20 protein-coding genes and 1 tRNA gene are annotated in these 21,467 nt (G+C 53.6%); 11 read left to right on the top strand and 10 right to left on the bottom strand.

The genetic code is table 11. The annotated features are described in order from the left end of the window. The first annotated feature begins 14 nt into the window (after nucleotides 1-14). Nucleotides 15-770: a divergent polysaccharide deacetylase family protein gene (locus EYC98_RS03040; RefSeq protein WP_279243829.1), complete on the top strand. Its 756-nt coding sequence runs from the start codon at nucleotides 15-17 to the stop codon at nucleotides 768-770. 1 nt (nucleotide 771) lies between these two features. Here EYC98_RS03040 and hisF read toward each other — a convergent pair whose 3' ends face one another. From hisF to hisB, 4 genes are read right to left on the bottom strand one after another with little or no spacing between them, the layout of a single operon-like run. Beyond that, entirely contained in the window at nucleotides 772-1,545 is a 774-nt protein-coding gene (gene hisF / locus EYC98_RS03045) for an imidazole glycerol phosphate synthase subunit HisF (RefSeq protein WP_279243830.1), read from the bottom strand. Further along, entirely contained in the window at nucleotides 1,545-2,300 is a 756-nt protein-coding gene (gene hisA / locus EYC98_RS03050) for a 1-(5-phosphoribosyl)-5-[(5-phosphoribosylamino)methylideneamino]imidazole-4-carboxamide isomerase (RefSeq protein ID WP_279243831.1), read from the bottom strand. Before hisA ends, hisF begins: the two co-directional genes overlap by 1 nt. Nucleotides 2,301-2,304: 4 nt before the next feature. Further along, nucleotides 2,305-2,961 (bottom strand): imidazole glycerol phosphate synthase subunit HisH, encoded by a 657-nt coding sequence (gene hisH / locus EYC98_RS03055; RefSeq protein ID WP_279243832.1) that lies wholly within the window; start codon nucleotides 2,959-2,961, stop codon nucleotides 2,305-2,307. 48 nt (nucleotides 2,962-3,009) lie between these two features. After that, nucleotides 3,010-3,603, bottom strand: coding sequence for an imidazoleglycerol-phosphate dehydratase HisB (gene hisB, locus EYC98_RS03060; protein WP_279243833.1), 594 nt, complete (start codon nucleotides 3,601-3,603; stop codon nucleotides 3,010-3,012). Nucleotides 3,604-3,761: 158 nt separating this feature from the next. Here hisB and mutY point away from each other — a divergent pair, with 158 nt between their 5' ends. From mutY to EYC98_RS03080, 4 genes are all read left to right on the top strand, one after another. After that, nucleotides 3,762-4,796 (top strand): A/G-specific adenine glycosylase, encoded by a 1,035-nt coding sequence (gene mutY, locus EYC98_RS03065; protein WP_279243834.1) that lies wholly within the window; start codon nucleotides 3,762-3,764, stop codon nucleotides 4,794-4,796. Nucleotides 4,797-4,800: 4 nt separating this feature from the next. After that, nucleotides 4,801-5,073, top strand: coding sequence for an oxidative damage protection protein (locus EYC98_RS03070; RefSeq protein ID WP_279243835.1), 273 nt, complete (start codon nucleotides 4,801-4,803; stop codon nucleotides 5,071-5,073). A 71-nt stretch (nucleotides 5,074-5,144) separates the two neighbouring features. After that, nucleotides 5,145-5,220, top strand: a tRNA-Phe gene (locus EYC98_RS03075). Between the two features lie 503 nt (nucleotides 5,221-5,723). Continuing rightward, the gene (locus EYC98_RS03080) at nucleotides 5,724-7,343 is read left to right on the top strand and encodes an AMP-binding protein (protein ID WP_279244879.1); all 1,620 of its coding nucleotides are present in this window, start codon (nucleotides 5,724-5,726) and stop codon (nucleotides 7,341-7,343) included. Between the two features lie 411 nt (nucleotides 7,344-7,754). Here EYC98_RS03080 and EYC98_RS03085 read toward each other — a convergent pair whose 3' ends face one another. Continuing rightward, the gene (locus tag EYC98_RS03085; protein WP_279243836.1) at nucleotides 7,755-8,186 is read right to left on the bottom strand and encodes a PEP-CTERM sorting domain-containing protein; all 432 of its coding nucleotides are present in this window, start codon (nucleotides 8,184-8,186) and stop codon (nucleotides 7,755-7,757) included. 674 nt (nucleotides 8,187-8,860) lie between these two features. Continuing rightward, the gene (locus tag EYC98_RS03090; protein ID WP_279243837.1) at nucleotides 8,861-9,403 is read right to left on the bottom strand and encodes a PEP-CTERM sorting domain-containing protein; all 543 of its coding nucleotides are present in this window, start codon (nucleotides 9,401-9,403) and stop codon (nucleotides 8,861-8,863) included. 393 nt (nucleotides 9,404-9,796) lie between these two features. On the opposite strand from EYC98_RS03090, the gene EYC98_RS03095 reads away from it, so the two are divergent. Beyond that, nucleotides 9,797-10,360, top strand: coding sequence for a PliI family lysozyme inhibitor of I-type lysozyme (locus EYC98_RS03095; RefSeq protein WP_279243838.1), 564 nt, complete (start codon nucleotides 9,797-9,799; stop codon nucleotides 10,358-10,360). A 700-nt stretch (nucleotides 10,361-11,060) separates the two neighbouring features. Here EYC98_RS03095 and EYC98_RS03100 read toward each other — a convergent pair. Continuing rightward, nucleotides 11,061-14,828 (bottom strand): AsmA family protein, encoded by a 3,768-nt coding sequence (locus EYC98_RS03100; protein ID WP_279243839.1) that lies wholly within the window; start codon nucleotides 14,826-14,828, stop codon nucleotides 11,061-11,063. 133 nt (nucleotides 14,829-14,961) lie between these two features. Between EYC98_RS03100 and EYC98_RS03105 the strand changes: the two genes are divergently transcribed. The 4 genes from EYC98_RS03105 to arsB are packed head-to-tail and all read left to right on the top strand — an operon-like array spanning nucleotide 14,962 to nucleotide 17,265. Continuing rightward, nucleotides 14,962-15,327 (top strand): ArsR/SmtB family transcription factor, encoded by a 366-nt coding sequence (locus tag EYC98_RS03105; protein WP_279243840.1) that lies wholly within the window; start codon nucleotides 14,962-14,964, stop codon nucleotides 15,325-15,327. Between the two features lie 11 nt (nucleotides 15,328-15,338). Beyond that, complete coding sequence (locus EYC98_RS03110; protein WP_279243841.1) at nucleotides 15,339-15,803, top strand: ArsI/CadI family heavy metal resistance metalloenzyme; 465 nt, start codon at nucleotides 15,339-15,341, stop codon at nucleotides 15,801-15,803. Next, nucleotides 15,803-16,213 carry an arsenate reductase ArsC gene (locus EYC98_RS03115; protein WP_279243842.1) on the top strand — a complete coding sequence of 137 codons (411 nt, stop codon included), beginning with the start codon at nucleotides 15,803-15,805 and terminating at the stop codon, nucleotides 16,211-16,213. The genes EYC98_RS03110 and EYC98_RS03115 overlap by 1 nt, the downstream gene beginning before the upstream one ends. A gap of 20 nt (nucleotides 16,214-16,233) precedes the next feature. Further along, the gene (gene arsB, locus EYC98_RS03120) at nucleotides 16,234-17,265 is read left to right on the top strand and encodes an ACR3 family arsenite efflux transporter (protein ID WP_279244880.1); all 1,032 of its coding nucleotides are present in this window, start codon (nucleotides 16,234-16,236) and stop codon (nucleotides 17,263-17,265) included. Nucleotides 17,266-17,276: 11 nt separating this feature from the next. On the opposite strand, the gene EYC98_RS03125 is transcribed toward arsB, so the two are convergent. Together EYC98_RS03125 and asnB are read right to left on the bottom strand one after the other, a co-directional pair. Then, entirely contained in the window at nucleotides 17,277-17,459 is a 183-nt protein-coding gene (locus EYC98_RS03125) for a DUF2339 domain-containing protein (RefSeq protein ID WP_279243843.1), read from the bottom strand. Nucleotides 17,460-17,556: 97 nt separating this feature from the next. Further along, nucleotides 17,557-19,491, bottom strand: coding sequence for an asparagine synthase (glutamine-hydrolyzing) (gene asnB, locus EYC98_RS03130; protein WP_279243844.1), 1,935 nt, complete (start codon nucleotides 19,489-19,491; stop codon nucleotides 17,557-17,559). Between the two features lie 280 nt (nucleotides 19,492-19,771). On the opposite strand from asnB, the gene EYC98_RS03135 reads away from it, so the two are divergent. After that, entirely contained in the window at nucleotides 19,772-20,158 is a 387-nt protein-coding gene (locus EYC98_RS03135) for a hypothetical protein (protein WP_279243845.1), read from the top strand. A gap of 9 nt (nucleotides 20,159-20,167) precedes the next feature. On the opposite strand, the gene EYC98_RS03140 is transcribed toward EYC98_RS03135, so the two are convergent. After that, entirely contained in the window at nucleotides 20,168-21,289 is a 1,122-nt protein-coding gene (locus EYC98_RS03140; protein WP_279243846.1) for an Rv3169 family protein, read from the bottom strand. Nucleotides 21,290-21,467 lie beyond the last annotated feature (178 nt).

Raw genomic sequence — 21,467 nt, forward strand, 5'->3', positions numbered from 1 at the left:
TGTTACTAGCCCTGATGTTGGCCGTAACGCTCCCGGGCGTTGCCGAGACACCAGCCGTTGTGCAGTTGGTGTTAATCATCGACGACGTCGGCAATCATCGGCAGCGCGATCTGCGTGCTCTGCAACTACCCGGCCGCATTAATCTAGCTATTTTGCCACACACCAGCAACGCCACTACCATTGCCAATATGGCGAGCGCAGCAGGCAAAGAAGTCCTACTGCACGCTCCCATGAGTACGGTAGACAATCACCATCTGGGTCCCGGCGCACTCACCAGCGCCATGACTGAGCTGGACTTCAGGGCCACGCTGGCAGAGTCTCTGCGCAGTACGCCGCACGTGCGCGGCGTCAGCAATCATATGGGTAGTGCTCTGACTGAACAGGTTGAACCCATGAGCTGGCTAATGGAAGAACTGGACGCGCGAGGTCTGTATTTCGTGGATAGCCGCACCAGTGTTAATACCGTAGCGGCGGCTACCGCCAGGCAACACCGCATACCGGTGCTGTCACGTCAGGTCTTTCTCGATAATGATCGCAGCCCCGAGGCTATTGCCGAGCGCTTCGAGGAATTCTTGCGTCGCGGACGGGAACAAGGCATCGCCGTCGCGATAGGCCATCCTCACAGCAACACACTGGACTACCTGCAACAGGTACTGCCGGAACTTGAAGCACGTGGCTATCAGCTACTGTGGATCTCAGAGGCCCTGCATACTGAACGTTACAACTATAGTCGCTTACCCTCTAATGAGAATCACACTGAGCAACCGTAAGCTATAGCCGCACCTCGATACCACGCTCAGCCATGTAACGCTTCGCCTCGGGTACCGAATATTCACCAAAATGGAAAATGCTGGCGGCTAGCACTGCGTCGGCGCCGCCCTTGGTGACGCCTTCTACCAGATGGTCAAGACTACCCACCCCACCAGAAGCGATAACCGGTATTGAAACAGCGTCAGTAATGGCCCGGGTAACGCCTAATTCAAAGCCGTTACGGGTGCCATCACGATCCATGCTGGTCAGCAATATTTCGCCAGCCCCCAGTGCCGCCATTTTTTTTGCCCAGGCCACCGCATCAATACCCGTTGGCTTGCGCCCGCCGTGGGTAAATATCTCCCAGCGCGGCGCGCCATCCACGTCATCTACCCGCTTGGCGTCTATGGCGACCACGATACACTGCGAGCCAAAACGTTCAGCGGCTTGCTGCACCAGCTCGGGATTGTGAATAGCGGCTGTGTTAATACTGACCTTATCGGCACCGGCGTTAAGCATCTGACGGATATCTTCAAGCTTGCGAATGCCCCCGCCTACCGTCAGCGGAATAAATACTTCGCGGGCGATTTGCTCCACCGTATGCACGGTGGTATCGCGGCCTTCATGGCTGGCAGTAATATCGAGAAAGGTTATCTCATCGGCGCCCTGCTCGTTATACCGCTTGGCAATTTCCACCGGGTCACCCGCATCACGGATATCGACGAAGTTAACACCCTTAACCACCCGCCCAGCTTCAACATCCAGGCACGGAATAATACGTTTTGCCAGCCCCATCAGGTCAGGCCGCCGGCCGCCATCGACCAGGTATCTGCCATCGACTGGGCTTCGGTCAGGTCGAGCGTTCCTTCGTATATCGCGCGACCGGTGATCGCCCCAAAGATGCCATCGCTGGCATGTGCGGCGAGACCACGAACGTCATTAATGGTGGTTATGCCGCCGGAGGCAATAACTGGAATAGAAGAGGCTTTAGCCATGGCCAGAGTGGCCTCAACATTCACACCCTGCATCATGCCATCGCGCGCTATGTCGGTATAAATAATGGCGCTGACTCCATCGCCTTCAAAACGCTCGGCAAGATCCGTCGCCTTAAAATGCGATACCTCAGCCCAGCCATCGGTGGCCACGTTGCCATCTTTGGCATCCAACCCGACGATAATCCGATCCGGAAACGCCTTACAGGCCTCGGCCACAAAGCGTGGCTCCTTGACGGCTTTGGTGCCCAGAATCACGTAACTGACTCCGGCCTTAAGATACTTTTCAATAGTCGCCAGATCACGCACACCACCGCCAATCTGGATCGGTAGGTCCGGGAACGCCTGTGCTATGGCATTGACCACATCGCCGTTAACTGGCTCACCGGCAAACGCGCCATTGAGGTCTACCAAATGCAAACGCCTGGCCCCGGCATCTACCCACTTGCGAGCCATGGCAACCGGGTCCTCGGAAAACACCGTAGACTCGTTCATCAGACCCTGCCGCAGGCGCACACAGTGGCCATCTTTTAAATCTATCGCGGGAATGATCAACATGGTTCTACCCTTCCTTGCCCGTCCAGGACACAAAATTCTTTAGTAACTGCAATCCAGCAGTATGACTCTTCTCTGGGTGAAACTGCACGGCGAACAAATTGTCACGCGCCAGAGCTGCATCAATGGACACCCCATAGTCTGCAGTAGCGGCTACCAGTTCACGTTGCTGTGCATGTACATAATAGCTGTGCACAAAATAAAAACGAGTGTCTTGTTCAATGCCAAACCATAGCGGGTGCTCACTAGTTTGGTGCACCTGATTCCAGCCCATATGCGGAACTTTCAATCTTTCTCCGTCAGCAGCAAGCAGGGGATCACCAAAAAACTGCACTCGACCGGGCACAATATCCAGACAATCGACTCCGCCATTTTCTTCGCTGTGGCTCATTAACGCCTGTAATCCGACGCAAATTGCCAACACCGGACGGTGTTGTTCTTGCAGCGCAGCGATCAGCATTTCATCGCAGTGCAGCCGCTTGATTTCGGACATGCAGTCGCGCATCGCGCCCACTCCAGGGAAAACTACCCGATCGGCGTCTCGGATTACATTGTGGTCATGGGTAACCACCACGTGAGCACCGCCCACGTGCTGCAGGGCACTCTCCACAGAATGCAAATTGCCCATGCCATAGTCAATAACGGCAATAACGTCAGTGGTCATGCAAATACCCTTCCGGCTATGGTAACAAATGTAGCGAGTGTCGTGAGCTTATAGAACGCCCTTGGTAGACGGCATCTGACCAGCCATCCGCGGGTCTGCAGACAGGGCCATACGCAGGGCACGGCCAAACGCCTTAAACACAGTTTCGGCCTGATGGTGTGTATTCTCACCGCGCAGATTGTCCACATGCAGAGTCACCTGAGCATGATTGATAAAGCCCTGAAAGAACTCATGGAACAAGTCGACATCAAAGCCGCCTACCTGGCCACGGGTAAAAGGCACGTGGAACTCCAGACCGGGACGACCGGAAAAATCAATTACTACGCGAGACAAAGCCTCGTCCAGCGGCACGTAAGCGTGGCCATAACGAACAATACCAGTTTTATCACCCAGCGCCTGCGCCACCGCCAGACCCAGCGTAATACCGATATCTTCCACGGTGTGGTGGTCATCAATATGCAGGTCCCCCACGGCCTTGACGCTAATGTCGATAAGACCATGGCGAGCAATCTGATCCATCATATGCTCAAGGAACGGAATACCGGTATCAAACTCCACTGCACCCGTGCCGTCGAGGTTAACGCTCACGGTTATCTGGGTCTCGAGGGTGTCACGAGTCACTGTTGCCGTACGCTCGGCCATGCCTATCTCCAATCAGATTCCCTCCGGGCGGAGGAAACCGCTGCATTATAGAAGAATCAGCCCACCAATTCACCGCCCCCTTACAGTACAATTCACACGTTCAAAATACAGGAAGTAGTGTCATCAAACATACCGATTCAACCAGTTTTCAACAGCGCGTGCTCAGCTGGTTCGACGACTATGGCCGCAAGGACCTGCCGTGGCAGCAGGACATCAACCCCTACCGGGTTTGGGTATCGGAGATTATGCTGCAACAAACCCAGGTCAGCACCGTTATCCCCTACTTCCATCGCTTTATGGAGTCGCTGCCAACCGTTGCCGAGCTTGCCGCTGCTGAAGAAGATACCGTATTGCACCTGTGGACGGGGCTGGGCTACTACGCCCGCGCGCGCAATCTGCACAAAGCAGCAAAAATGGTCGTTAATGAGTGCAGCGGCAAGTTTCCCGATACCGTTGCGGAGCTCTGCGAACTGCCCGGCATCGGCCGCTCTACCGCTGGCGCTATTCGCAGCATAGCCTTCCGCCAACCGGCCGCCATACTGGATGGCAACGTCAAACGCGTGCTGGCCAGACACGGTGCCATCGCCGGCTGGCCCGGCAAAACCCCGGTTCTCAAAAATCTGTGGGAAGCCGCCGAGCACTATGCACCCTCTCACCGGGTCGCCGACTATAGCCAGGCCATGATGGACCTGGGTGCAACCTTGTGCACCCGCAGCCAACCCGGCTGCGACCTGTGCCCGCTGCAGCAAGACTGCCAGGCACATAGCAACAGCACCCAGACTGACTACCCGGGGCGGAAGCCCAGTAAAAAGACTCCCGTCAAAACCACGGCGATGCTGATGATCTGCAGCCCTGACGGCGACGTCTATCTGGCAAAACGACCGCCTACTGGTATCTGGGGCAGCCTGTGGAGCTTTCCTGAAGTCAGCGAGACCGACCCCGAGACCGCCGCAGAATATTGCCTGGACATCTTTGGCATACCGCCCAAGGAAATTACCCAGTGGCAGGTTTACCGTCACACCTTCAGCCACTACCACCTGGATATCACGCCAACGCAGGTAATTTTGCCGCAGGCGCCCAACACCATCATGGAAGCCGGACGACAGCTCTGGTATAACAGCGACCAACCGCAATCTGTTGGTCTGGCCGCACCCGTCGGTCGCCTGCTGGACCAACTACACCAACTGAGGTAGAACCATGTCACGCACCGTGTTTTGCAAGAAGTATCAGGCCGATATGCCAGGCCTGGAGAAGCCACCTTATCCAGGCCCCAAGGGTCAGGAAATTTTTGAACACGTCAGCGCACAGGCTTGGCAAGACTGGCAGGCACACCAGACCATGCTGATCAACGAAAAGCAGCTCAATATGATTGATGCCGAGTCGCGTAAATACCTACAACAGGAAATGGATAAGTTCATGGCCGGTGAAGACTACGATCAGGCCGAGGGTTACGTACCACCCAGCGCGTAGTCTGACTTGACTCCCTTTGCGGGAGCGGGTTTAATACGCGCCTCTCGCGCCCTGCGGGACCTGCAAGATACGCCCGGGTAGCTCAGTCGGTAGAGCAGTGGATTGAAAATCCTCGTGTCGGTGGTTCGATTCCGCCCCCGGGCACCATTATTCAGAAAGTCTAAAACCTCAAAATAATCCCCGTCGGTGACCAACGTGGCCCGGTTATTCCACCCCCGGGCACCATTATCTAAAACGCCCAAAACTTCAAAATAATCCCCGTCGGTGACCAACGTGGCCCGTTTATTCCGCCCCCGGGCACCATTATCTAAAAAGTCTAAAACCTCAAAATAATCCCCGTCGGTGACCAACGTGGCCCGGTTATTCCACCCCCGGGCACCATTATCTAAAACGCCCAAAACTTCAAAATAATCCCCGTCGGTGACCAACGTGGCCCGGTTATTCCGCCCCCGGGCACCATTATCTAAAAAACCCAATACCTCAAAGTCTTCCTACGGGAGTAACGAGCCGACTATTTAACTTCCTAGAACTCAAAAAATCGATATCGGGAGGAAAAACCTCAATAAATTATTGGCCATAAGCGGTAATATCAGCCTCCAATTAAGGCGCGTTAGCGATAACTTAAACAAAGGAGATAGTGAATCGTGGCAATGAATTTTGGCGATCTGTACGACTACGTTGATGAGCAGCTGAGTCCCGATACCGTAGTCCTGATCGAAGAGGATGAAGAGGGTACCGGCCGCGTGTTTACCTCAGGTCAGATGCGCGACAGCAGCAATAATCTCGCTCGACAGCTCATTGCTATGGGTGGCGAGCCGGGGGACAAAGTTGCGATTTATTCCAAAAATCGTGCGGAGTATATTCAGGCATTGATTGCAGTTTTTAAGGCGCGTCTGGTACATGTGAATGTCAATTTCCGTTACGGGCCTCAGGAATTGCAGTACCTGCTAGAAAACAGCGACGCGCGATTCGTGGTGTTCGAATCTGACTACGCGGATAATGTGAATGCTATTCGTCCCCAGCTTCCTCTGGTAAAGCAATTCATTGAAATTTGTGATGAAGACAAGCCTGCCTTTGATTGGGCTGCCTCATTCAATGAACTGAGTGAAACAGGCAGCGGCGAAAAATTACAGATAGAAAGATCACCCGAAGATCAGATCTTCCTCTATACCGGAGGTACCACTGGCATGCCCAAGGCGGCGATGTGGGAGCAATATAACTTATGGAATATGATCGGCGTAAACCAAAAAAATCCCGAGATGCCGTCACCACAGTTGCCGGAAGAATTGGCACTCAGGCCAGAAGGTGGCGGCGCCAACGCTCTGGTCATAATGCCTCTGATGCACGGGGCTGGCCTGTATACCGTGATCAACGCTCTGGGCTACGGCAATACGTGTGTGTTATTGCGCACTCGTAGTTTTGATGCCGGCGTCGCCTTACGATGTATTGAAAAACATGGCATAGCGGCGATCACTATTGCCGGTGACGCATTTGCTCAACCTATCATCAAGGCCATGGATGTGGCGCAAGGTGCGTTCAGCCTGGCAAGCCTGAGGTTTGTCATTTCCAGCGCAATGATTTTTAGCCCCCACAACAAAAAGGCGTTACTTAAGCACTGTCCCGAAATCACGATCGTAGACAATATGGCCTCGTCCGAGTCATCAACATCTGCCTATGCCCGCTCTAACAGCGATTCTTCGCTTGAGGACGGCGCAGTGAAAATGCAGCTAGCTCCCAATGCCAAGGTGTTTACTAAAGATTTAAAGGAGGTGCAGGCTGGCAGTGGTGAGACTGGCTTTCTGGCTATCTCCGGCACTTTGCCGCTGGGCTATTACAAAGATGAACAGAAAACGGCAGAGACATTTATCACAGTCGATGGACTGCGTTACTCCATTCCAGGCGATTGGGTAGAGTTACATGCAGATAGCAGCCTGACATTCCTGGGCCGTGGCAATGTGTGTATTAACTCTGCTGGTGAGAAAATCTATCCCGATGAAATTGAGGCGACATTGAAGTCTCACGATTTAGTGGATGATTGCCTGGTGGTAGGCGTTCCCGACGAGAGATGGGGGCAGGCAGTAACGGCAGTTGTGCAATTAGCCGCTGACAGGCAAGTGGAGGCTGATACTTTGCGGGAACATGTTCGCCAGTTCGTAGCAGGTTATAAAGTTCCCAAACATGTTTTGTACGTGGACAAAGTGTTTCGTGGGGCAAATGGCAAAGCCGACTATCAGGCCACCAAGGCGCTTGCGGAGAAGGAACTGTCCTGATTTGCGAGGGCAGAGCGCCTTAGGTCAGCTTAACTGTGGGTAAGCCCAGCTCGGTTCCTACGCAGTGGCAACAGTAACCGCAGGCTACCAAGCGCCCTGAGAGGCTAACGGGCAGTACTGTGACTCGTGTCGTGCATGAATTCTTATACGCTTATTCCTGGCCCATTATTCTTCCATCAATTTTGGGAGATTAACTGGGCGATACTCTACTAACAACATAGACGGCATGTGGCGCCCAACTGCGTCACAATTAGCTAGAACCCTAATGTCTGCTTTCGCCTACAAGCAGTCGTTAGAGTATAAGGAGTTCATCGGCTTTATGAGCAAAAGCAAACGGCCCCCGAAGGAGCCGCTGCGCTTGATGACTATCTCCGTCGCTGGAGGCGTTGGACGACAGCAGGCTTGAAAGGACTAAACCTTGGCACCACGCTTTCGGCGATTCATCCACAGGCTGACCAAACCCAACCCGAGCAGGGTTAGGGTTGCCGGCGCTGGTACCGACTCCGCATCGCGCACGAAGTATGCTCCCGCGCTTCCAAATGGTTCATCCAGCAGTGTTGTCTTATATGCCGTAGCGAAAACCGCCGCCTCAGCTCCCGGGTCAAGCAATTCGGTGATATTAACCTCCGGTGAAAACGCCGCAGGGGGTGTAAGACAACCAGCCGCGCTTAACGGGTCGCAATCACGGGATGACGTCCACCCGTAAAGATATCTGGTATCATCATCTTGGCTGATGGGTGTAAAATCGCCAAAAAAACGCGCGGCTAACCCTACGGCCGTGGCAAGCGAAAACCGATCAATCGAGGGAGCCGCACTGCTAAGGCCCGTGTACGTATTAAACAACTCCTGCACCGTCTGCACTGATGCCCAAGACCAACCCTCAAGGGAGTAACCTTTAACTTCACTGGTCCTAGTACAGACGCCCTCAGGGCATTGTGTATTTATCGTGTTCCAGGTGACGCTTGTGAACAAATTAACCTGCGCCCACTCTTGATTGCCGACGACTACGGTGTCTGTTATGGGTATCGCATGGGCTGGTAAGACAGAAGCTAAGATTGATAACAGGAAAGCGCAGCGCAGTAATTTCATTTCTCATCCTTGCATTAATAGTTCTCTTTTGTGTGAGGCAAAATGTATGCCAATAAAAAACTTAAATAAAAACATAGGCTTAGTACTTGTATACTAGACACCTAAATCGAAAGTGTAAAAAAACCTGACACTTATAACCCCTAGTTATATGTGGTTATTCACATAACGTCGCATGTGAGGTGAAAGCGGTCGTTGCGCCAGCTTTGGTACGTGAAAACGCTCCATAACAACGGTTTATATAGGATTAGACACTAATAGTCCGCAGTTCTAAGTGTAAAGTTTTCTGACAAAGCGGAAATGTCGCATAAGAGGTGTTAGCAGACATGGTCAGAATGACTGCTTTCGCCTAACAGCGGACATTAGAAACCTCAAATTTCAGGCAAAATAAAACCCGCTCTGTGGCGGGCTGTCAGGCAGCGGGCCTAATTCTATGAATGCTGTTTGCGTCTTGACCAGCCAAGGCCAGCGAGTCCCAAGCCGAATAGGGCGAGAGTAGCGGGCGCTGGAACTGGTGAGGAAGAATCAATTCGTATTCCATAGTTGTTCAATACGCCGATCCAGCCCACACCGTCAAAAGTTCCGGGACCGCCACTGACAGCCCCGACCCAGTAATTGGTCCCTGCAATAAAGGTATTTACGCCGGACAAGGCTTCCGTTCTAACTTCACTTACCTGAGGGCCGGTGTTAGGGGCATTGAGCAAAACAGACTCTATCAAAGTACCCTTAGTACCAGCGGTGTCGTTATACAGATTAAAAGTTATTGTAGGTGAGCCGAAACGAAGTAAGTTAGCAGCTAAGCTGGTTGCCGTACCGGTTCCTGTGGCGGTGAATTGATAGCTAATTTCATTGGTTCGAACTATGGTACCGGTGCTTTTAAAGAGGTCGATATTGTCGAATATGATTGTCGCGTTTGCCGCTCCAGCCCATACCGTAATCGCTAATATCGCCAGCATTCTAGTAAATACTTTCATGTTAGTTTCACCCTTAGACTTATATAATCTTTAATTCGTTATCTAAGGGCAAGCAATATTCATACCACCCTAATGATTACTACGCCTCCCGCTCTTCGAGCCTTTAATATAATCTGAAGTTGTAAAGAATCCTGACACAATAACCCTATAGAATAAAGGGCTGTTAGCATCTGGTAAGGCTGCTATGAGGTGAAAGCGGACGCTACGTCACTCTTGGAATCCAAGTAGGCCTAACGTCGGCTTTCGCCTATTTTGAGAGGTTATAGCTATTGTAGTAGGCTACACGTCTACTGTCGGTCTTTCACTTCTGGCGAGAAAGGGGTGGTGAAAGGGGTTCTAGCCCTTTTCCGGTATTGCCGAAATTAGCTCTGACCCCATATTCCTGGAGGCTCTATGTATACCAAGCTTATGGTTACCATCGCGTTGGCTGCGTTTTTTTCAACCACGGTTCAAGCCGAGCCGTTCTTCGCCCAAAGGGTGCTTCAAGGTGTCACTTTCCAGGTAGAGAGTCCCCATGACAGCTCGATCAATCAGGTGATCGTTCGCGCCAATATGTCCGGAGATTCCTTGGGGCAGATGCAAGCAGAGGCTGATGGCACCATCACCAATGTCGAGATCGAGGATCTCAACGCGGATGGCTACCCTGAAATTTACATCTACGTTAATTCGGCGGGCAGCGGCTCCTATGGGTCGCTGATCGCATACGCGTCCAACCGGAATAAATCTCTGAGCGAGGTTTATCTTCCATCGATAGAAGACAGCCCGGAGATTTCGCGGGGGTACATGGGCCATGATGAATTCTTCGTTGGTGAGGGAACTTTTGTGCGCCGCTTTCCCCTCTACCAGAATGGCGACACCAACTCCAAGTCAACTGGCGGCACGCGGCAGATCCAGTACAAACTGTTGGCCGGGGAGGCAGGATGGATTTTGCGTCAGGACCGGGTCGTGGAATTTTGATTCGACATTATCGACAACTGGATTTTCCACGCACCTATTTTCGAGTGAGGGAATCACCAGTTACCACATCAGTGATGCCCGGGTTTGGTTTAACAAGCGGCGGTTATACCAGCCGCCGCACGATTCAGATCGACATAGCCGTGAAGTTCGGCGCGCTCTAAGAGTACATATTGGAGTCCACCCAGGCTCAAAACAGACCCCTGCCAGGAAACTCAAACGCGGGCTACCCCTCCGTCAGGCGTTATACTTACTGCAGTGCTATAGTTGCAAAGAGATTAGCAGAGCCGCCACTGCGGCCTGCTGCATACTGTAAGTTGAGGCGCGATCACTATGGGTGGATCATCCCAAGAACTGTATGATTCGGCAAAGCCATCACCGACGGATACTAGGGAAAATGTAAAATTGCTGGGTTGTATCACTTGCGACGGCCCGGTTGCCTCCACGGCCAGCCAATGTAACGCCTGTGGTTCTCCGCTGTCCGGTAAAGAATTGAAATACATCGCGCGGCATAAGCCAGGCCCGGATATTCAGGGCATGCTCAAATGGTGGGGAATATGGAGCCTCGGAATTTTTGCTCTTGGAGGTTTTACTTTCAGCGTAGCGCCCACTTTGGCAATTATCGCAGTCAGTATGGTGTATCTGATAAGAATACTCCGCGCTTACTAAGCTGCCTGCGGTGTAACCACGCTCTGATACGAGACTACGGTGACGGGCACACCAGCGGCGACGACGCGATGGGTTGTTCACTAACGCATATATTCTCGCGTATTTTCACCCGTATAGCTTCGCAAGGGTCTGCGCTCGCCAGCACCCGGTTGTACATGCTTTCTCCCAAGATAGACATACCCACCGTCATATAGGCAGCCCAGCTCCTGAACAGCAAGCTGCCGGTATTGGGAACTATCTGCGGATGGCTCAACGGACCCTGAACGCTGACCGTATTGGAAAACGCGTTTCCAATCGAGATTCCCATTCCCTCCCGGCTTCTGGAGCGGAAGCTGGCCTTGATCTGCTCTCTACCAAGATCAACTTCCATTTTACCCAACAGGTTGGCAGAGCGCGTGCGAGCTGCATAACCATAGGGTGTTATACCTACACCGTCTTTGAAGGTTCCCAGGGTAATAGCACAATTTAACTTTGGGGCTCTATGCTTGGCGCTCGGGATCAACCCTTTGACCAGGCTGCCAGCAACATCGGCCGTCAGAAAACCGATGCGGCCAAAATTGAAGGGCCCCTGACCCAACTCCAAATAGACCAGACCGTCAAGATTAGCCGCCAATGCAGCGGCATTGTCACCCTCACTGCGTAATTCAAAGTAGCCGCTTTGCGGATAACTCTGCTTCGCGCCGGTTTTGTACACGTCCTTGAAGCGCGCCAGGAGGCTAGCCTGAGGGGGATGCTGCACGCCGGCGTAGCGAACTTCCAGCAAGGCTTCACCACCATTAAGCGCTCCCACGCCAGCGTCAAATGACAGCGTGCCATCACGTAGGTTGGCCGCATAGGTTACATCCCGGGCAGTACCGGCCTGGCTGCGGATATGCTCCAGTGAGCCGTATAGCTTCACATTGAAACGACTCAGCAGGCTCAGATCATAGGGATCAGGGCGAAACACCGTGGTGCCCGAGGCCATACCTTTTGCATCACTGGAGTTCAACTGTCGATAAGGCGCGCTCAGTAATTCACGGACGGCTTCGGTAGTCGCGCGGGTAGCTTCCTGCAATAACGAGAGCTGCGCAGGTGGTTCAGCAGGTACCTTTACGACGCTCTCCCAAGGCTCAAGATTCAGCGTACCGGCTACCAGATTCAAGTCAATTTCTGCAGGATCGCCCCGGGTATAACTCAGCTCTCCACGCAGGTCACTGCCCGCCCAGACAAAGGCGCCAAGGTTGACGTCAACGCCATCGGCGCGGCGCGTAATATCCGCCTCAACATAACGCCGCTCATCCAACTGTTGACGCTTATTCGCCGCGGATTCAAGTCGCAGCTGAACCTGCAGATCGTTAACCAGATCTGTGAGGCTGCGACCGTGACTGGCGATTTTCAATCCACCCTGCAAGAGAGGATTCGGGAGATCTGGGTTTGGCTGCAGCAAGCCTTCGAGTACTAACCCCTTAAAGTCAGCTGACGCATTCAACGCGGTTTCCTCTGCATGCCAGTCGAGTTGCGCCTGACTGCTTACCTGGGCCCCTTCGTAATCAAAGTCGAGTTTGCTCACCCGAAACGCGTCTCTTTCGGCGTCAATGGTCATTGCAAGGTCGTGAACTTCAATACCACCGTATGTCACTTTTCCGGCATCAAGTGAAATCCTCGAAGCGCCCAGTTCGCGCAAAAAATCCAGTGGATCAGACTGCGGGTCAGAGGCTGGCAGAGAGTCAATCACTGGTCCGAGGTCAAGCTGGCTCGACCGCAACCCAGCGATTAGCCAGGGCGTTCTGTTGGCCTGCATGCTGATATCGCCGGTAACGTCCTGACTCAGCGAGGCGATTCTTAGCTCCGATATCTTTACACCAATAATACGGCTACTCCCAAGAATCAAACTAGCATGGCCCGCGAGCCCTATCTCGCTGTCAGTTGCTTCGTTCCTACTCCAACCATTTTCTGGAAGTAGTTTAACCGACAGATCTGCAGAGCCACGCATGGCCGTAAATATATCCTCCAGACCTTCGCCTGTACTGGTGAACTCAAGCGACCCATTGGTACGACTGTCCAAGCCATACCCGTCCTGACCGAAAGTACGGTCCAGGTTGAGGTTCCGAAGTAGAATATCGAGTTTGACCTGAATGGGCTGGGCAGGCTGGTTTTCCCAGCTCAGCAGCATATCCAACTCACCGCCGGTGTGGCCCTGAAGTTCAGCTTCAAGTTTACCTCCGGCAGCATCGCGAACCACCTTTATGCTGCTGCCAGCAAGATCCGCAATCGGAATTTTTATCGCTTCGAGCTCAATATCCCAATTCAGGTCAACGCCAGGATAACGCAGTAGAAACGCCGGCATGGCGACTCCTACTTGAGTGTCATCATCGGATGGGTTGAACATAAAACTGAGATCCAGCCCTCCTCCGCGCAGCGTAGTGTGAAGCCTACGATCACCCCCGCCGGCAAACTCCAGTCGCCCGAAGATGGCTGCGCTGCCTACTTCCAGCTGCAACGGCTGCAATACCAGTGACTTGGGACTGCGATCCAGTTGCGCTTTAAATAGCAGCGGAGTCCGCGTCTCCCCGAGGTGAAAGCCGGCCAGAGCAAACGCACCCTCTAGATCATCGACTAACGCACCCCAGCTACTACCTCGTCCGCTGACGCTGGCCGTACCCTCCTGCCATAACCATTGTGCATTCAAACGACTGGGTAGCAGACCCTTACCGTCTTCAGACGCAGTCAGCCGAGCTTCAAGCTCTAAGCTCAAACCCTGATCAAGATTGTGCAACCCGCCAGACCAGTTCAACACTCCACCCGGTCCGTGACTGATGGCAGATTCTACCTGCAGTCCACTCTCACCCGAGCTGAAAATTACCCTGTTATCAGTCAATGCGTCTCCGCTAATGGTCAGGCTGGAGATTTCCAGAATCGCCTGATGGCGGGGTAGAGCCAACTGAGGCACAGGCTTGAGTAGTTTTTCTTCCAGTGAGCTTGCTTCGCCTGTACCCATAAGGAAAGCGTAAAACTGCTGCAATGGCTCTGGATCCAAACGCTCGACCTTGGTCACCGAGCGCTGTGGTACCTCCCAGGGTGTGTCACTAAAGGCGGACAACTGCACCTGCATTTTGGCAAGGCGGCCGCTCGCCTTCACTGCGTAGCCTTGTTCAGGCACAGGCGCCAGACTAAAACCAATATCCGCTCCGTCGACCCCCATAACTTGAGGTAGCAGTTTCAGGCGGCCTTCAATATCAGTCAGCTGCAGCAGGGCGGGCAAGGACGTAATATCGGCTTCAATACGTAAATCGCCGCCAGGGCGCGGGCTGGTCCAGTACAGACTGGCGCCCCCATCAGGCTGTCGACGCCAGCCGACCTGCATGATTGGCCAGGCCTTATCATCCGCTGTCACATAGCGTCCCTGAGCCAGATCAAGCCGATTGGGTAACCACGGCTCCAGAAACTGATAAGCGTCGGGCGACGTATCCTGCTGTTGCCAACGCGAAGGCTTCACGGAGAGATCATCAACCGCAACCTCAATCAGGCGTATCTCGCCACGCAGCAGTTTCGCCCAGCTCAATCCTACTCTGACTGCAGTGGCATCGATCAGCGGGTCTTTGGGGTCGCCTAAAAGCACTCTGGCAGTACTGGCATTAAAACCAATGAGATCAACATCGATTTTCTCAATACTTACCGGTAGCCCCAAAATAGGAGTCAATCGACCCGCCAATTCGTAATCCAAAATCCCTCCGACAATGCGCTGGGCACTGGCGATCAGGACAATCAGTAAGAACAGCGAACTGCCGATGATGAGGAAGCGCTTCAGGGGTTGCTGTCTCAATAGGGGATTTTAAGCCAGCTTAGCAGACAGTGACGCCAGCCGAAATCATCAATGGCTCTGCTCGTGGCAGCGCCGAACTGTGACCAGCAAGGTAGGCATTGACGACCGTCTATATGTCCACTATTCTAGACATATGGATATAAATAACGCCGTCTCACTATTTGCCGCTCTGTCACAGGAAACCCGACTGCAAGCATTTCGCTTGCTGGTAAAAGCCGGGCTCCAGGGAATGCCCGCCGGCGCCCTCAGCGAGAAGCTGGGCACTCCGCACAATACTCTGTCCTTTCACCTGAACCAGTTATCTAGCTGCGGCATTATCAGCTCTCGCCGCGAAGGACGATCGATTATTTACACGGCAAATTTTGAAGTGATGCACGGCTTGATCGGCTTTATGGTTAAGGACTGCTGCAGTGAGGACTTCGCCAGTATCCAACAGGACCAGGCCAGCGGCTGTTCTATTATCGAGTTGGACAATTGCTGCCAACCAACCGAGACATGAAGGGGAATACCATGAAGAGAATGCATATTCACGTCGGCGTTGAAAGCCTCAACCAGGGGGTTACCTTTTACAGCGCCCTGTTTGGCGCAGAACCTACCACTATCAAGGACGATTACGCCAAGTGGATGCTGGAAGATCCGCGTGTCAATTTCGCGATCTCAACTCGGGGCGACTCAACCGGTGTCGATCATCTCGGTATACAGGTGGACGATGATGCTGAATTGGATGGTGTTCGCGAGCGACTGAAAACAGCCGATGTCGCCTTGTTCGATGAGGGCGAGACGGTGTGCTGTTACGCCCGCTCAGAAAAGTCATGGGTTGAAGATCCCGCCGGTGTTGCCTGGGAGACCTTCAAGACTATGGAACAGGCCGAGTTTTTCGGCCAGGTTGACGCCAGCACGGACGGCGCCTGCTGCGCGCCACAAGAGTCCCCAAAAGCCGCTGAAAAGGCGATTACAAGCGGCGGTTGCTGCTAATGTTAACGGTATTGGTATTGTGCACCGGCAACTCCTGTCGCTCGGTAATGGCTGAAGCTCTCATCAATCATTTGGGTAAGGGCCGCTATCAAGCCTTTAGCGCCGGCAGTCACCCGGCCGGTTACGTGCACCCCGGGTCACTGCAAACCCTGACCCGTCACGGCATCGCCTTCGATGAGCCATACAGTAAGTCCTGGAATGATGTTCTGGAGCAGCCGTTCGATATCGTTATCACCGTATGCGATGAGGCTGCCAACGAGACTTGCCCCGTGTTTTTGGGCGACTGTAAAAAACTGCATTGGAGCACGCCGGACCCCGCTCACGTTGACGGCAGTGCAAGCGAGATAGACGCGGCTTTCGATCAGGCCTTTGACATGCTGCAACAGCGCATTAAGAGCGAGCTACTATGACCTCCGATAACACTTCGCCAATGGGATTGTTCGAACGTTACCTGTCGCTGTGGGTAGGGCTGTGCATCGCCGGCGGCGTGGTACTGGGCCTGCTTTGGCCTGGGCTGTTCACGGTGATCGCCGACATAGAATACGCCAGCGTAAACCTGGTGGTAGCCGTATTCATCTGGGTCATGATTTACCCGATGATGATCAATGTGGACTTTGCTTCACTGAAAGATGTTGGCAAAAAACCCAAGGGGCTATGCATAACCCTGGTGGTCAACTGGCTGATCAAACCGTTTACCATGGCCGGGCTGGGCATACTGTTTTTCGAGGTCTTGTTTGCCGGACTGGTGGCTCCGGAAACCGCCAAAGAATACATCGCAGGCATGATATTACTGGGCGTGGCTCCGTGCACCGCAATGGTATTTGTCTGGAGCCAGCTGGTGCGTGGCGATGCCAACTACACCCTGGTACAGGTATCTATCAACGATATTATTATGGTTTTCGCATTTGCACCGCTGGCGGCACTGCTACTGGGCGTCACCGATATCATAGTGCCCTGGGAAACGCTGCTGCTGTCAGTGATGCTGTATGTAGTCATTCCACTGGCTGCCGGGGCTTTCACGCGCAAGCTGCTGAACGGGTCCGGCACCACGGAACGCATCGATGAGTTCACCCGGAAAATAAAACCGGCTTCGGTGATGGGTCTGTTGGCGACCGTGGTTTTACTGTTTGGATTTCAGGCACAAACCATTGTTGAGAAACCACTGGTGATCGTCCTCATTGCCATACCCCTGTTGATACAAAGCTATGGCATATTTGCGGTTGCCTATGGCTGGGCCTATCTATGGCGGGTACCGTTCAGCACCGCCGCGCCAGCCGCCTTGATTGGTACTTCCAACTTTTTTGAGCTGGCGGTGGCGGTAGCTATCAGCCTGTTTGGACTCAACTCTGGTGCGGCTCTAGCCACGGTCGTTGGGGTGCTAGTGGAAGTACCTGTGATGTTATCGCTGGTAGCGCTGGCCAACGGCACCCGCCATTGGTTCGACAGTCGCACAGGCCAATAGACCGGGCACCGCTAGGACTCAGGTTCCGGCGGCGTTAGCCGCTGGTTCAGATAAGACACGCCCAGCAGGCACAGCCCCATGAACGAGGCTGTTCTTAGCAAGCCTTCCAGCCCCGACATATCCCACAGGAACAGTTTCGCTACAACCAGACACACCAGTACAACAAGAACAATCGCTACTGCAAAAAATTCCACGCCAGAATCCCCGGTGCCAGCTAGGGAGCATACCTATTCATGCGCTGCCTGAAGTGACTAACTTGCCGTCAACACAATCGGTACTGGACCCAACGCTTTAAGGACTGCTCATACCGAAGCGCTGATGCATCAGCGTCATACTCAGCACGCGATTCAACAAGTTATCCAATAGCGCTTGCTGCTCAAACGGCAGGTCGGGCATAGCGGCAAACGCCTTGCGCACGGCAGCGGGATCAAACACCGGTTGATCCTCCAGCGCCTTGCTATGAAATGTATCAGCGTACAACTGATACAGCCCGTCATTGTCACTGGCCTTAGCGGGCGGCGTTGCAAAGGGATGCTTCTCGCGGTTGTAGACCTCTTCAATGATCACATCCCGAGCAGCCTCGCGCAGAACGTGTTTTTCGCGCATGCCCTTTATTTTCATGTGAATAGGCATATGCGCACTAAACTCCGCCACCCGAGTATCCAGAAACGGTACCCGGCCCTCAATGGAGTGTGCCATTTCCATGCGGTCACTGAGGAAGGTGAGAATAAAATTGGGTAGATGAATACGCGACCAGGAATACAACCCTTGATTGAGCGGGTCACGGCCGCTCATTTGACTGGCAACCGGCAGCCGCGCCAGACTCATGGCGTAGGGATTAATGCCGGCAACCCTGGCCGTCAGATCGGCACTGAACAGCTCTCGGGTTTTGTCACCCATGCCGGCAAATATCTCCATCCAGGACGGCACAAAACCCAGTTGCCGTTCTACCAGATCCAACTCAGCACAGCGCGCACCCTCATTACCCACCAAAGCGGGCACTGCCTTATTGCTCTCGCGCATTTCCGCCAACAATCGCTGCACCGTGGCTGGGTCCTGACTTTCACTGTTGTAGAGCAACAGATCGCGGCGAAACGGCACGTAGCCGCCCAACATTTCATCGGCGCCCTCGCCGGTAAACACCACTTTTATGCCGGCGTCACGCACCGCACGGCTAAGCAGGTATTTGGCCACACCATGACCATTAACAAACGGCGTCTCTGCATGCCATACCGCATCACTGTAGTAATCGGCCAGGTCATTGGCACCAACTGGCACCGGATTATAATTGGCTCCACATAATTTCGCCTGCTGCTCAGCCAGCGCACTTTCGTCAAACAGAGCGTCGTCAAACGCCAGGGTAAACGCTCGAATCGGTTTCGTTGCCATGGTCTGAGCCAGGCCCAGTACTGCACAAGAATCAATACCACCACTAAGATAGGAGGCCACTTCAACATCAGCCACCATGCGCTCAGATATGGCATCACTCAAAACTTCGCGAAAGCCCGCTACTACTTCCTCATCACTGCGCGAGTCAGTCGCCAGCTCCTCCGCGGTAGGGAAATCCATATCCCAGTACGGGTACAGCGAAACTTGACCATTCTGAGCCACCGCATAATGACCTGGCGGTACCGTGTAAATACCCTGAAACAGACTATGGCTGTGCGGCCGCACCAGGTAAGACTCCTGCAGCAAAGCCTGCGGGCACCAGCGCGCCGGCACACCCAATTCCAACAACGCTTTGATCTCAGAGGCAAAAAACACTTCGCCGTTATGCACGGCGTAATACAGGGGGTTAATTCCGAAGCGGTCACGGATGGCAATCATGGCGCGGTTGCGCTGATCCGCAATTAACACCGCATACTCACCGCGCAAGTGCTGACACATGTTCATACCTTCGCGCAGGTATAGGTGTAACGCGATCTCACTGTCGGAGTCGGTCTTGAATTGACAGCCCTCGCGTTGCAAATTTTCGCGGATTTTGCGGTAACCGTAGAACTCGCCGTTGACCACCATTTGCACATTGCCATCGTGATCCGACAGCGGCTGCGATCCATTGTCGAGACCAATAATGGAAAGCCGGGTATGACCCAGAAAACTGGCTCCGTCCTCGGCTATCCAACGACCCCGCGAATCAGGGCCACGATGATGCAGGCTTTCCAGCGCCGCTTCCAATCGGCCCGACTCCAAGGTGCCGCGCAAGGTACCGCCAACTATTCCACACATAGCTCGTCTTCCTGAAATACCAGCAGATAGTGTAGACCATTGCCGTCGACGTGCATCAACCGAGCCGTGCTGGCTTCCGCGACCATCATGGCCACGACTGCAGTTATCGTCGGTGTAAACTTCCTCGGACTGGCCAGCCCAGCTGATTACCGCAGTGTATTCCGGCATTGATCTGCCTGCTGTAAGATCACCCCAATAGACACAACACATATTGTTTGAACAGCTTAACACCGGCGCATTGCTGGCTGAATGACCTCTCGTATCCTAAAAGGACCACCCAATGATCAAGTCACTGTATCGCGCGCTTCCCGTTACACTGGTAATGCTGACCGGCACGCACCTGCCCGGGGCGGCAGCCGACGAGCTTACAGATGCCTCCATGGCCTTATGCGAAAAAGTCCGTAGCTGTGTCATGGCCGAGATGGGCGGTCAGATCAGCCCCCAGATACAGGCCATGCTTGAACCAACTCTTGACCAGATGTGCGAAACCATGAAAAACCAGGTCACCCAGGTGCCTGCAGATCACGAGATGTATCAACCGGCGCTGGAATGCCTGCAAAGCCTTGAGAAAATCTCTTGCGCCACTATGACCAGCGGCGAAGACTTCATCACAGAGCCGTGCCGAAAATACGAAGATCGGGGTAAGCAGGCGCTCGGTATCGAGTAAGCGGCCAGCTTAGTCTGCTACCGCCTCAAAGGAGTCGAAACCATAGGGATCATGAGCGCCAATGCTCATGTTCTCGAACATACCCCAGGTAACATCACCGGTGCTGGTCTCAAACCGCACCAGCGTTTCGTAGAGCGGCCCCAACTCATTGCGTGCCTCTGGCGTACTCACGTCAAACTCCAAGGCCTCCAGCTTCAGTTCGCCGTGGTACTGACCGTGAGTCCAGTCTGGCTTGGGGAAATAACCAGTGCCCGCCGCCAGGTAAGCACAGCTAAGCGCCTGCGCTTTGACCGTTATCGGCACGCCCTGATCGTCCTCAAAATACAGCTCCGCCGTTTCCAGCTCACGGGTGCCACTTCTGTACTTAATGGCGTGGCGTGGCTTGCCCATTTGATGCACGGCCCCACCACGCTCAAAACTGTCTATCTTGACGCACTCTTCCACCGTAATCTGACCATCGGCATCCTCTTCAATGAACACCTTCATCTGGTAATCATCAAACTGCAAGGGTGCCCACATATGAAAGAAACCGTACTTCTGGGTGTACTGATTGATATTGATACCCAGCGGCTCGGACTCACCGACCGGACGAATACCCCAGGAATGGTCGCGCACACCCAGATAATCATCATAACCAATCTCGATGGCTTCACCTTTGACGCTGAGACTACCCTGCCACCGGCCCATTTGCGTGTAGCGCGAGGTATCCATGGTGATACGAGCACCCTTGCGCATTACCGTGCGCGGCTCTTCTACCGCCGGTGCGGTGCCGTCAAAGACCAGGTCAAAGGCAATGTCGTGCTCGTTATCCTCACAATAGATGCGCAGTGTCTTCAGACCTTCCAGCACTTCAACACCAAACGGCCCCACCGTGGTATCTGATCGGTCGCTGCCCAACTCACGTGAGCAGCGCAGCACATGTTGGGTGCCCTTATAGACAATACAGACAAACGCATCGGTAGTACCGAGATTGGGATACTGACCAATACTGAATACGACAAACAGATCACCTGACTTTGGATGCAGGTTAAAGTAATAGCGGTCATAGAAATTGCGATCACTGGTCGCAACCTGATCAAAGGTCTCCGGAGTCTGGTGCGCCAGAGTTTCATCCATCGGACTTATGGGCATATCAATTTCCTTGTCGGTAGTTGTGCTTGACGCTGACGGTATAGAGTACGGATATTTACTGCAAATTGATCGAGCGCGGCAGCCGAACCACGAGCAGAATGGTGAAAGCTGCCACCCTGTCAGTATAGTTAAACCGAAGACGCGCCCCGCCGGCCTGCAAGCCAAGACCCAGCGGTAA

The sequence above is a fragment of the Candidatus Litorirhabdus singularis genome (genome assembly GCF_026262625.1).
GTDB lineage: Bacteria > Pseudomonadota > Gammaproteobacteria > Pseudomonadales > Halieaceae > Litorirhabdus > Litorirhabdus singularis.

Bases quoted from the DNA above. Each gene is read 5' to 3' on its own strand.
- EYC98_RS03090 (WP_279243837.1), bottom strand. From the start codon at position 9,403: ATGAAAGTATTTACTAGAATGCTGGCGATATTAGCGATTACGGTATGG.
- EYC98_RS03140 (WP_279243846.1), bottom strand. From the start codon at position 21,289: ATGCCCATAAGTCCGATGGATGAAACTCTGGCGCACCAGACTCCGGAG.
- EYC98_RS03040 (WP_279243829.1), top strand. From the start codon at position 15: ATGTTGGCCGTAACGCTCCCGGGCGTTGCCGAGACACCAGCCGTTGTG.
- hisA (WP_279243831.1), bottom strand. From the start codon at position 2,300: ATGTTGATCATTCCCGCGATAGATTTAAAAGATGGCCACTGTGTGCGC.
- EYC98_RS03135 (WP_279243845.1), top strand. From the start codon at position 19,772: ATGATCAAGTCACTGTATCGCGCGCTTCCCGTTACACTGGTAATGCTG.
- arsB (WP_279244880.1), top strand. From the start codon at position 16,234: ATGGGATTGTTCGAACGTTACCTGTCGCTGTGGGTAGGGCTGTGCATC.
- EYC98_RS03115 (WP_279243842.1), top strand. From the start codon at position 15,803: ATGTTAACGGTATTGGTATTGTGCACCGGCAACTCCTGTCGCTCGGTA.
- EYC98_RS03095 (WP_279243838.1), top strand. From the start codon at position 9,797: ATGTATACCAAGCTTATGGTTACCATCGCGTTGGCTGCGTTTTTTTCA.
- asnB (WP_279243844.1), bottom strand. From the start codon at position 19,491: ATGTGTGGAATAGTTGGCGGTACCTTGCGCGGCACCTTGGAGTCGGGC.
- EYC98_RS03110 (WP_279243841.1), top strand. From the start codon at position 15,339: ATGAAGAGAATGCATATTCACGTCGGCGTTGAAAGCCTCAACCAGGGG.
- EYC98_RS03070 (WP_279243835.1), top strand. From the start codon at position 4,801: ATGTCACGCACCGTGTTTTGCAAGAAGTATCAGGCCGATATGCCAGGC.
- EYC98_RS03105 (WP_279243840.1), top strand. From the start codon at position 14,962: ATGGATATAAATAACGCCGTCTCACTATTTGCCGCTCTGTCACAGGAA.
- hisF (WP_279243830.1), bottom strand. From the start codon at position 1,545: ATGGGGCTGGCAAAACGTATTATTCCGTGCCTGGATGTTGAAGCTGGG.
- hisB (WP_279243833.1), bottom strand. From the start codon at position 3,603: ATGGCCGAGCGTACGGCAACAGTGACTCGTGACACCCTCGAGACCCAG.
- hisH (WP_279243832.1), bottom strand. From the start codon at position 2,961: ATGACCACTGACGTTATTGCCGTTATTGACTATGGCATGGGCAATTTG.
- EYC98_RS03080 (WP_279244879.1), top strand. From the start codon at position 5,724: ATGAATTTTGGCGATCTGTACGACTACGTTGATGAGCAGCTGAGTCCC.